Origin of the sequence: Millisia brevis NBRC 105863, from assembly GCF_001552615.1 — a bacterium.
Classification (GTDB): Bacteria; Actinomycetota; Actinomycetes; order Mycobacteriales; family Mycobacteriaceae; genus Millisia; species Millisia brevis.
Genome location: NZ_BCRN01000002.1, coordinates 457,045 through 466,300, shown reverse-complemented (window position 1 = coordinate 466,300; position 9,256 = coordinate 457,045). Strand labels below are relative to the sequence as shown.

Genomic DNA, 9,256 nt, shown 5'->3' with positions numbered 1-9,256 from the left:
CCGGCTCGCCCGCAGCAGTCGGCGGCCCCCACCCCCGGTTCGACCGGACCGCGACCGGGTGCCCCGCGCCCCGGCCCGGCGCCCGCCGCCCCGGCCCCGTCGGCTCCGGCCGCCGCGGCCCCGTCGGCTCCCGCCGCACCGGTTCCGGGCAGCGCTCAGCGCGATTCCGGTCCCCGCGATACCGCGCCCCGCGACAGCGGTCCCCGCGACGGTGGTCGTCGTGATTCCGGCCCCCGCGACTCGGCTCCGCGCGACTCGGGACCCCGCGATTCCGGTCCCCGCGACAACGGTCGTCCCGCACCGTCGCCCGCCTCGGCGGGCCCGCGTCCCGGCCCCGCGCCGCGTCCGGCTGCCCCCGGACCCAAGCCCGGTCCCAAGACGCCGCGCGTCGGCAACAACCCGTACTCGTCCGCCCCGGCGGACCGTCCGATCCCGCGTCCGGGGCCGGCCGCCCGCCCGAGTGGGCAGGGTCGTCCCGCGCCCGGCCAGGGTGGCCCGCGTCCGTCTCCCGGCCAGGGGCGTCCGTCCCCCGGTCAGGGTGGACCGCGTCCCGCACCCCGTCCCGGCGCACCGCGCCCGGGCGGTGGAAATTCCTCGATGCCGCCGCGGCCGAGCCCCGGCGCGATGCCGTCCCGGTCGTCGCGTCCGGCGCCCGGTGCCGGTAGCGGCCGTCCGGGTCGTCCCGGCGGCGGCGCTCCCGGTCGTCCCGGTGGCGGTGGCGGCGGTGGTTACCGCGGTGGCGGCGGTGCCGGTGCCGGTACCGGCGGCGCTCCCGGAGCCGGTGGCACCGGTGGTCCCGGTGGCTTCCGCGGTCGCCCCGGTGGCGGTGGCGGCGGTGGCAACCGTGGTCGCGGCGGAGCTGCGGGTGCGTTCGGACGCCCCGGTGGCGCCCCGCGTCGCGGTCGCAAGTCGAAGCGGCAGAAGCGCCAGGAATACGACTCGATGCAGGCGCCGTCGGTCGGTGGCGTTCGGCTGCCCCGCGGCAACGGCGAGACCATTCGCCTCGCCCGCGGCGCGTCGCTGTCCGACTTCGCCGAGAAGATCGACGCCAACCCGGCATCGCTGGTCCAGGCGCTGTTCAACCTCGGCGAGATGGTCACCGCGACCCAGTCGGTGAACGACGAGACCCTCGAACTGCTCGGCGACGAGATGAACTACACCGTTCAGGTCGTCAGCCCGGAGGACGAGGATCGCGAGCTGCTCGAGTCGTTCGACCTCACCTACGGCGAGGACGAGGGCGGCGAGGACGAGCTGGAATCGCGTCCGCCGGTGGTCACCGTCATGGGTCACGTCGACCACGGCAAGACCCGACTGCTGGACACGATCCGTAAGGCGAACGTCCGCGAGGGCGAGGCCGGCGGCATCACCCAGCACATCGGTGCCTACCAGGTCGCCGTCGAGCTCGACGATCGCGAACGGCTGGTCACCTTCATCGACACCCCGGGTCACGAGGCGTTCACCGCCATGCGTGCCCGCGGCGCCAAGGCGACCGACATCGCGATCCTGGTGGTCGCGGCCGACGACGGCGTCATGCCGCAGACGGTGGAAGCGATCAACCACGCCCAGGCGGCCGACGTGCCGATCGTCGTGGCGGTCAACAAGATCGACAAGGAAGGGGCGGATCCGCAGAAGATCCGCGCCCAGCTGACCGAGTACGGGTTGATCGCCGAGGAGTACGGCGGCGACACGATGTTCGTCGACATTTCGGCCAAGCAGGGTCTGCATATCGACCAGCTGCTCGAAGCGGTCCTGCTGACCGCGGACGCGTCGCTGGATCTGCGGGCCAACCCGGACATGGACGCCCAGGGCGTCGCGATCGAGGCCCACCTCGACCGCGGTCGCGGCCCGGTCGCCACCGTCCTGGTCCAGCGCGGCACCCTGCGCGTCGGCGACTCGATCGTCGCGGGCGACGCCTACGGTCGCGTGCGCCGCATGGTCGACGAGTACGGCGACGACGTGGCGGAGGCTCTGCCGTCGCGTCCGGTCCAGGTCATCGGTTTCACCTCGGTGCCCGGCGCCGGCGACAACCTGCTCGTCGTCGACGAGGATCGGATCGCCCGGCAGATCGCCGACCGGCGCAATGCGCGCAAGCGCAACGCGTTGGCCGCGCGCAGCCGCAAGCGGATCAGCCTCGAGGATCTGGATTCGGCGCTGCGTGAGACCAGCCAGCTGAACCTGATCCTCAAGGGCGACAACGCCGGTACGGTCGAGGCGCTCGAGGAGGCGTTGCTGGCCATCGATGCCGGCGACGAGGTGCAACTGCGAGTGATCGACCGCGGCGTCGGTGCGGTCACCGAGACCAACGTCAACCTGGCGTCGGCTTCGGATGCGGTCATCATCGGGTTCAACGTCCGCGCGGAGGGCAAGGCCACCGAGCTGGCGAACCGCGAGGGTGTCGACATCCGGTACTACTCGGTGATCTACCAGGCCATCGACGAGATCGAGAAGGCCCTCAAGGGCATGCTCAAGCCGATCTACGAGGAGGTGCAGCTCGGACGCGCCGACGTTCGGGCCCTGTTCCGCTCGTCGAAGATCGGTCTCATCGCGGGCTGCCTGGTCACCTCCGGCATCATCCGTCGCAACTCGAAGGCACGGTTGCTCCGCGACAACGCTGTTGTCGCCGAAAACCTGTCGATCCAGTCGCTGCGGCGGGAGAAGGACGATGTGGTCGAGGTTCGCGACGGCTACGAATGCGGCTTGACCCTCGGCTACGCCGACCTGAAGGTCGACGATGTGGTCGAGTGCTACGAGTTGCGCGAGAAGCCGCGCGACTGATCGCGTGACGGTGAGCCGCCGTCGGGCGTCCCCGAAAACCTCGGGAGACGCCCGACGGCGGCGTCGCTGCGCGGAGTATGACAATCTTTTCTGCGGGCGCCCAGACGGATGGCGGGTACTCCGACATCCGTCGTGACGGGCGCGCGGGATGACGGGAGGAGACCCACATGGCGGATCCGGCACGGGCACGCAAGCTCGCCAAGCGCATCGGCACGATCGTCGCCACGGCGATCGAGCAGGAGTCGCGTGACCCGCGACTCGAGTTCATCACCGTCACCGATACCCGTGTCACCGCCGATCTGCACGATGCGACCGTCTACTACACGGTGCGCGGTGCGGATATGGACACCGAACCGGACTACGACGGTGCGGCGGAGGCATTGACGAAGATCCGCGGGTCGCTGCGCACCCGCGTCGGTGCCGGCACCGGGGTGCGCTACACCCCGACCCTGACCTTCGTGCGTGACGACGTCCCCGAGGCGGCGCGCCGAATGGAGGACCTGGTCGCCCGCGTGCGCGAGCAGGACGAGGAACGTGCCCGGCTGTCGGCCGGTGCGGTTCCGGCCGGTGAGGCCGACCCGTACCGCAGGCCCGGCGACGTCGGCGAGGACGATCCGGCGGACCTGCCTTCGTGAACCCGCCCGCGGGAACCCGTCGCGTCGAGGCCCACCCGAACTCGACCGCATCCGACACCGGGGGGAGCGCCACCAGCGACCGGCGCGGCGCGATCGGGCTGCTCGAACAGGCCCGGACGGTCACCGTGCTGTGCCATCGTGCGCCCGATCCCGACACCGTCGGCAGCGGTCTGGCTCTGGCGATCGTGCTCGCCCGTCGCGGAGTCGACGTGCGGGTGTCCTTCGACGGCCCCACCGGCATCCCGGACTCGATGCGCGATATGCCCGGCCGCGAACATCTCGTTCCGGCCGACGGGGTTCACGAGGCCGCGGACCTGGTCGTCGCCGTCGACTGCGGTGGGCGTGAACGGCTCGGCTCCCTCGCGGCATGTCTCGATCGGGCCCGTTCGAGCCTCGTGATCGATCACCACCTGAGCAATACCCGCTTCGGCGACGTCAACGTCGTCGATCCCTCGGCGGTGTCGACGACGGCGGTGCTCGCCGACCTGTTCGACGACTGGGGTGTGCCGATCGACGCCGAGTTGGCCGAGCCGCTCTACGCCGGCCTGGTATCGGATACCGGCTCCTTCAAGTGGGCGACGCCGGCGAGTCATCTGCTGGCTCACCGGCTGCTCGCCACCGGCATCGACGGCTCGACGATCACCCGCGAACTGCTCGACACCCACCCCTTCGGCTGGTTGCCGATGCTCGCGGCGGTGCTCCGATCGGCCCGGCTGTTGCCCTATGTCGGCGGCCACGGCCTCGTCTACGCGGTGGTCACCCTCGACGACGCGCGCCACCTGCGCCCGGCGGAGGTCGAGTCGGTGGTCGACATCGTGCGCACCGTCGGCGACGCGGACGTCGCCGCGGTGCTCAAGCAGACGATCGACGGCTGGGCGGTGTCGCTGCGTTCGCGGGCGGCGGTCGACGTCTCGCGGATCGCCGTCGCACTGGGCGGGGGCGGACACCGGCATGCGGCCGGCTACTCGTGCACCGGTGACGTCTCGGACGTGTTGAGGGCCCTCGTCGCGCGGATGGCATGACCACGCCGGAGTCGGGCGCGCGGGATTCGTCCGCCTCGGGCCCGCCCGACGTCGAGCGGATCAGCTCGCGGCGCATCCTCGGGCTGGTGGTGCCGGCGCTCGGCGTACTTGCCGCCGAGCCGCTCTATCTGCTCTACGACGCGGCGATCGTCGAACGCACCGGTGAGCTGTCGCTGGCCGGGCTGGCTGTCGGCGGTCTGATCGCCGCCCAGGTGAGCACCCAGCTGACCTTTCTGACCTACGGAACGACCGCGCGAGCGGCGCGCTGGCACGGCGCCGGTAGACGCCGCGACGCGGTGATCGAGGGCGTCCAGGCGACCTGGCTGGCGGTGGTGATCGGCATCCTGCTCGTCGGGCTGATTCAGCTGGTCGCCGACCCGGTGACCCGCGCCCTGGGCGGTGCGGAGATCGGGCCGCCGGCGGCGGAGTGGTTGCGGGTGGCCGCCCTCGGGATTCCGATGATCCTGCTGTCCCTGGCCGGCAACGGCTGGATGCGCGGGGTGCAGTCGGTGCGGGCGCCGATGGCCTTCGTCGTCGTCGGGTTCTCGGTCTCCGCGGTCCTGTGCCCGATGCTCGTCCACGGCTGGGGCGGAGCCCCCGAGCTGGGTCTGGTCGGCTCGGCCTACGCCAACGTCATCGGCCAGACGCTGACCGCGCTGATGTTCGTCGTCGCCCTGCTGCGCGAGCGGGTGTCGCTGCGCCCGGCGCCCGCGATCATCCGCGCGCAGCTGACGATGGGCCGCGACCTGATCCTGCGCACCCTGGCCTTCCAGGCGTGCTTCCTGTCCGCCACCGCGGTGGCGTCCCGATACGGCGCCGCCTCGGTGGGCGCACACCAACTGGTGCTGCACATCTGGACGCTGACCGCCCTGCTGCTCGATTCCGTGGCGGTCGCCGCGCAGACCCTGGTCGGTGCCGCCCTCGGCGCGGGGGATCGGCGGGCGGCTCGGGCCCTCGCCGGTCGACTGACCCGGTGGTCGGTGGTCTTCGCGATCGTGATGGCCGGGCTCTACCTCCTCGGCCGCGACCCGATCCTCGGACTGCTGGCGTCCAATGGCGATGTCCGCGAACAGATGGCCTCGGTGTGGTGGCTGTTCGTGGTGATCGTGCCGGTCGCCGGGGTGGTCTTCGCGCTCGACGGCGTCCTGCTCGGAGCGGGTGACGCGAAGTATCTGCGCACCGCTACGCTGCTGAGCGCGATCGTGGGCTTCCTGCCGATCATCTGGCTCTCCGCGATCTTCGGATGGGGGCTGCCGGGAATTTGGACCGGCCTGGTGATGTTCGTCCTTATTCGAGCGATCACCGTGGTGACCCGGGTTCGCGGCGGCCGGTGGCTGCGCGTGGGAACCCCCGGGACACCGACGGCTGACAGCGCGGTCGGCGAGCAGCCGACGGCAGCCGCACCTGCGGAGGCTTCAACGGATACGGTTCGGCGCGCAGCCGAGGACCGGCGGGAGGATGAACGGGCGTGACCGAGGGACGGCGCAAGCCGACACTGTGGGCGATCAGCGACGTCCATGTCGGACACAAGGGCAACAAGCCGGTGATCGACGACATCCGGCCGACGCATCGCGGCGACTGGCTGATCATGGCGGGTGACGTCGCCGAGAAGGTCGAGGACATCCGCTGGACGCTGTCGGTCCTGGCGGAGCGCTTCGCCCGGGTCATCTGGGTGCCCGGCAACCACGAGCTGTGGACGACCTCGCGCGATCCGATCCAGATGTACGGGGTCTCGCGCTACGAGTATCTGGTCGCGATGTGTCGCGAACTCGGCGTGCTGACCCCGGAGGACCCCTATCCGCTGTGGAACGGCGCCGGCGGCCCGGTCCGGCTGGTGCCGATGTTCCTGCTGTACGACTACACCTTCCTGCCGAGCGGGGCGCGCACCCCCGCCGAGGGCCTGTCGATCGCGCGCGAGCGCAACGTCGTGGCCACCGACGAGTATGTGCTCTCGCCGCAGCCCTTCGGCACCCGCGACGCGTGGTGTCGTGCGCGGCTCGAGTACACCACCGCGCGGCTCGCCGAGTTGGCGCCGGACGAGCCGACCGTGCTGATCAACCACTTCCCGTTGGTGCGCCGGCCGACCGACATCCTGATGTACCCGGAGTTCGCGCTGTGGTGCGGTACCACCGCCACCGCGGACTGGCATCTGCGCTACAACGCGGTCTGCGCGGTCTACGGACATCTGCACATCCCCCGCACGACCTGGTACGACGGGGTGCGCTTCGAGGAGGTCTCGCTCGGTTATCCGCGCGAGTGGGCCGGCCGCGGCGGACTGCCGGTACCGCTGCTGCGGCAGATCCTGCCGGTGCCCGACTACGGGCCCGACGACCTCAACGAATTCGGCGGCCACTTCCGGATCACCCCGGAGATGCGCGCCGCCCATTCCGAACGGATGGCCAAGCTGAAGGAGATGCAGCAGTGATCGGGGTGGCACGATGATCGACAGGCTTCTGCCCGCCGGGGTGGCGTCATCGGAGCTGTTCTCCGATCCGCCGGAGCTGCGGGCCCATCCGCTCGAGGAGGAGTTGATCGCCAAGGCGGTCGACAAGCGTCGCCGCGAGTTCATCGGCGCCCGGCATTGCGCGCGGCGGGCGATGGGGGAGATCGGCGTCGCACCCGAGCCGATCCTGCGCGGCGAACGGGGCGCCCCGATCTGGCCGCGCGGTGTCGTCGGCAGCATGACGCATTGTGACGGCTACCGCGCCGCGGTGGTCGCCCCCGCGCTGCGGCTGCGGTCGGTGGGCATCGACGCCGAACCCCACGAGCCGCTGCCCACCGGGGTGCTCGAGGCGGTCTCGCTCGAGTCGGAGCGGTCCTGGCTGGCCGACCCGGCCGGCGCGGCCGCATGGGACGGCGTGCACCGCGACAAGGTGCTCTTCTGCGCCAAGGAGACCACCTACAAGGCGTGGTTCCCGCTGACCAACCGGTGGCTCGGATTCGAGGACGCCCACATCACCTTCACGATCTCCGAGCGCAACGGCGCCGACGCGCGCGGCGAGTTCCACTCGAAGCTGCTCGTCCCCGGCGAGACGATCGACGGGGGACCGGCGCTGACCGCCTTCGACGGGCAGTGGATGGTCGCCGACGGGCTGGTCGTGGCCGCGATCGTGAACGAATGATCGCCGCCCATCCGGTCGACCCGACGCCCCCCGACGCCCCCGTGGGGTCCGTACCCGCCGATCGGCCGACCCCCGCCTCGGTGGAATCCGCCGGGCTGATCGTGATCGACAAGCCCGCCGGGATCACCAGCCACGACGTCGTCGCGCGGGTGCGCAAGGCGATGAAGACCCGCCGCGTCGGGCACGCCGGCACCCTCGACCCGATGGCCACCGGAGTCCTGGTCGTCGGCGTCGAGCGGGCCACCAAGCTGCTCGGCCTGCTGTCGCTGACCACCAAGGCCTATCTCGCGACGATCCGGCTCGGAGCGACCACCACCACCGACGACGCGGACGGCGAGCCGGTGACCGCCGTCGACCCGGCCGGTGTCGACGACGCCGCGATCGCCGCCGGGGTGGCCGCCCTGACCGGCGACATCCTGCAGGTGCCCTCGGCGGTCAGCGCGATCAAGGTCGACGGCCGCCGCGCGCATGCCCTCGCCCGCGAGGGCGTCGAGGTGGAACTCGAGCCGCGGCCGGTACACATCGCGACCTTCGAGATCCGCGAGACCCGGCGTGGTGACGGCTTCATCGACCTCGACGTGCTCGTCGACTGCTCGACCGGCACCTACGTGCGCGCCCTGGCCCGCGATCTCGGCGCCGGACTCGGCGTCGGCGGACACCTGACCGCGCTGCGCCGCACCCGGGTGGGGCCCTTCGAGGTCGACCGCGCCCGCACCCTCGACGACCTCGCCGAGCGGCCGGAGGTGACCATCGGCATCGACGAGGCCGCGCATATCGCCTTCCCGCACCGGCCGATCAGCCACGACGAGGCCGAATCGCTCAGCCAGGGACGCTGGCTCGACCCGATCGGCATCAAGCAGGTCTACGCCGCGGTCGACCCGGACGGGCGCACGATCGCGCTGGTCAAGGAGTCCGGCAAGCGCGCCGCCTCGGTGATGGTGGTGCGCCCGGCGACGCTGCGCTGACCGAACGGCGGCCCACCGCGGCCGCCGCGGCCTATTCGGCGACCACCCAGATCGCCCGGGCGGCGGGGATGCCGAGGTCGACGCAGATCCCCGTCGGCAGCTGCACCTCGACGGTGCCCGCGAACTCGCGCTGCTCGGTGACGGTGACGTCGATGTCCAGGGCGATGCCGACGCTGTCGAAGTAGCGCAGCATCGCCGGGTCCGAGTCGGAGATGCGGGCCACCCGGCCGCCGAAGCCCGGTGCGCAGTCCGACAGGGGCGTGGCGGCGGGGGCGGGGATGTCGCCGTCCGGCGAGGGGATCGGGTCGCCGTGCGGGTCGCGCAGTGGGTGGCCGAGCTTGGTGGCGATGCGGGAGACCATCAGATCGGAGACCGCGTGCTCGAGCACCTCGGCCTCGTCGTGGACCTCGTCCCAGCCGTAGCCGAGCTCGTTGACCAGGAAGGTCTCGATCAACCGGTGCCGGCGCACGATCGCGATCGCCCGCGCCTTGCCCAGCTCGGTCAGCGCGATCGTGCCGTACCGCGCATGATCGACCAACCCCTGATCGGTCAATTTCCGGATCGCCTCGGACACCGTCGAGGTGGACACGCCCATCTTCTCGGCGAGCATCTTGGTGCTGACCGTCTCGGCATGCCACTCGCCGGCGGTCCAGATGATCTTGAGATAGTCCTGAGCGACAGCGGACAGCCCGTCGATTCCCACCCGGCCAGCTTAGGCATGCCGCAGTCTCCGGAGC

Annotated in this window: 8 protein-coding genes; 7 read left to right on the top strand and 1 reads right to left on the bottom strand. The window is 71.5% G+C overall.

Annotation, left to right across the window (positions count from 1 at the left end):
- From infB to truB, 7 genes are all read left to right on the top strand, one after another.
- Window positions 1–2,775: translation initiation factor IF-2 (gene infB, locus MB1_RS04845; protein ID WP_066904339.1), on the top strand; the 2,775-nt coding region annotated here is incomplete at its 5' end.
- Window positions 2,776–2,942: 167 nt separating this feature from the next.
- Window positions 2,943–3,410 carry a 30S ribosome-binding factor RbfA gene (rbfA, locus tag MB1_RS04840; RefSeq protein ID WP_066904102.1) on the top strand — a complete coding sequence of 156 codons (468 nt, stop codon included), beginning with the start codon at window positions 2,943–2,945 and terminating at the stop codon, window positions 3,408–3,410.
- A gap of 92 nt (window positions 3,411–3,502) precedes the next feature.
- Window positions 3,503–4,432: a DHH family phosphoesterase gene (locus MB1_RS04835; RefSeq protein ID WP_066904336.1), complete on the top strand. Its 930-nt coding sequence runs from the start codon at window positions 3,503–3,505 to the stop codon at window positions 4,430–4,432.
- Window positions 4,429–5,904: an MATE family efflux transporter gene (locus MB1_RS04830; protein ID WP_084350867.1), complete on the top strand. Its 1,476-nt coding sequence runs from the start codon at window positions 4,429–4,431 to the stop codon at window positions 5,902–5,904. The genes MB1_RS04835 and MB1_RS04830 overlap by 4 nt, the downstream gene beginning before the upstream one ends.
- Complete coding sequence (locus tag MB1_RS04825; RefSeq protein WP_066904100.1) at window positions 5,901–6,857, top strand: metallophosphoesterase family protein; 957 nt, start codon at window positions 5,901–5,903, stop codon at window positions 6,855–6,857. The genes MB1_RS04830 and MB1_RS04825 overlap by 4 nt, the downstream gene beginning before the upstream one ends.
- A gap of 13 nt (window positions 6,858–6,870) precedes the next feature.
- Entirely contained in the window at window positions 6,871–7,554 is a 684-nt protein-coding gene (locus MB1_RS04820) for a 4'-phosphopantetheinyl transferase family protein (RefSeq protein ID WP_066904098.1), read from the top strand.
- Window positions 7,551–8,519: a tRNA pseudouridine(55) synthase TruB gene (gene truB, locus MB1_RS04815; RefSeq protein ID WP_084350865.1), complete on the top strand. Its 969-nt coding sequence runs from the start codon at window positions 7,551–7,553 to the stop codon at window positions 8,517–8,519. Before MB1_RS04820 ends, truB begins: the two co-directional genes overlap by 4 nt.
- Window positions 8,520–8,550: 31 nt before the next feature.
- Here truB and MB1_RS04810 read toward each other — a convergent pair whose 3' ends face one another.
- Window positions 8,551–9,222, bottom strand: coding sequence for a metal-dependent transcriptional regulator (locus MB1_RS04810; RefSeq protein ID WP_066904096.1), 672 nt, complete (start codon window positions 9,220–9,222; stop codon window positions 8,551–8,553).
- Between the last annotated feature and the right edge of the window lie 34 nt (window positions 9,223–9,256).

Excerpts from the sequence above, each read along its gene's own strand:
- MB1_RS04830 (WP_084350867.1), top strand. The coding sequence starts at position 4,429 with ATGACCACGCCGGAGTCGGGCGCGCGGGATTCGTCCGCCTCGGGCCCG.
- MB1_RS04820 (WP_066904098.1), top strand. The coding sequence starts at position 6,871 with ATGATCGACAGGCTTCTGCCCGCCGGGGTGGCGTCATCGGAGCTGTTC.
- truB (WP_084350865.1), top strand. The coding sequence starts at position 7,551 with ATGATCGCCGCCCATCCGGTCGACCCGACGCCCCCCGACGCCCCCGTG.
- rbfA (WP_066904102.1), top strand. The coding sequence starts at position 2,943 with ATGGCGGATCCGGCACGGGCACGCAAGCTCGCCAAGCGCATCGGCACG.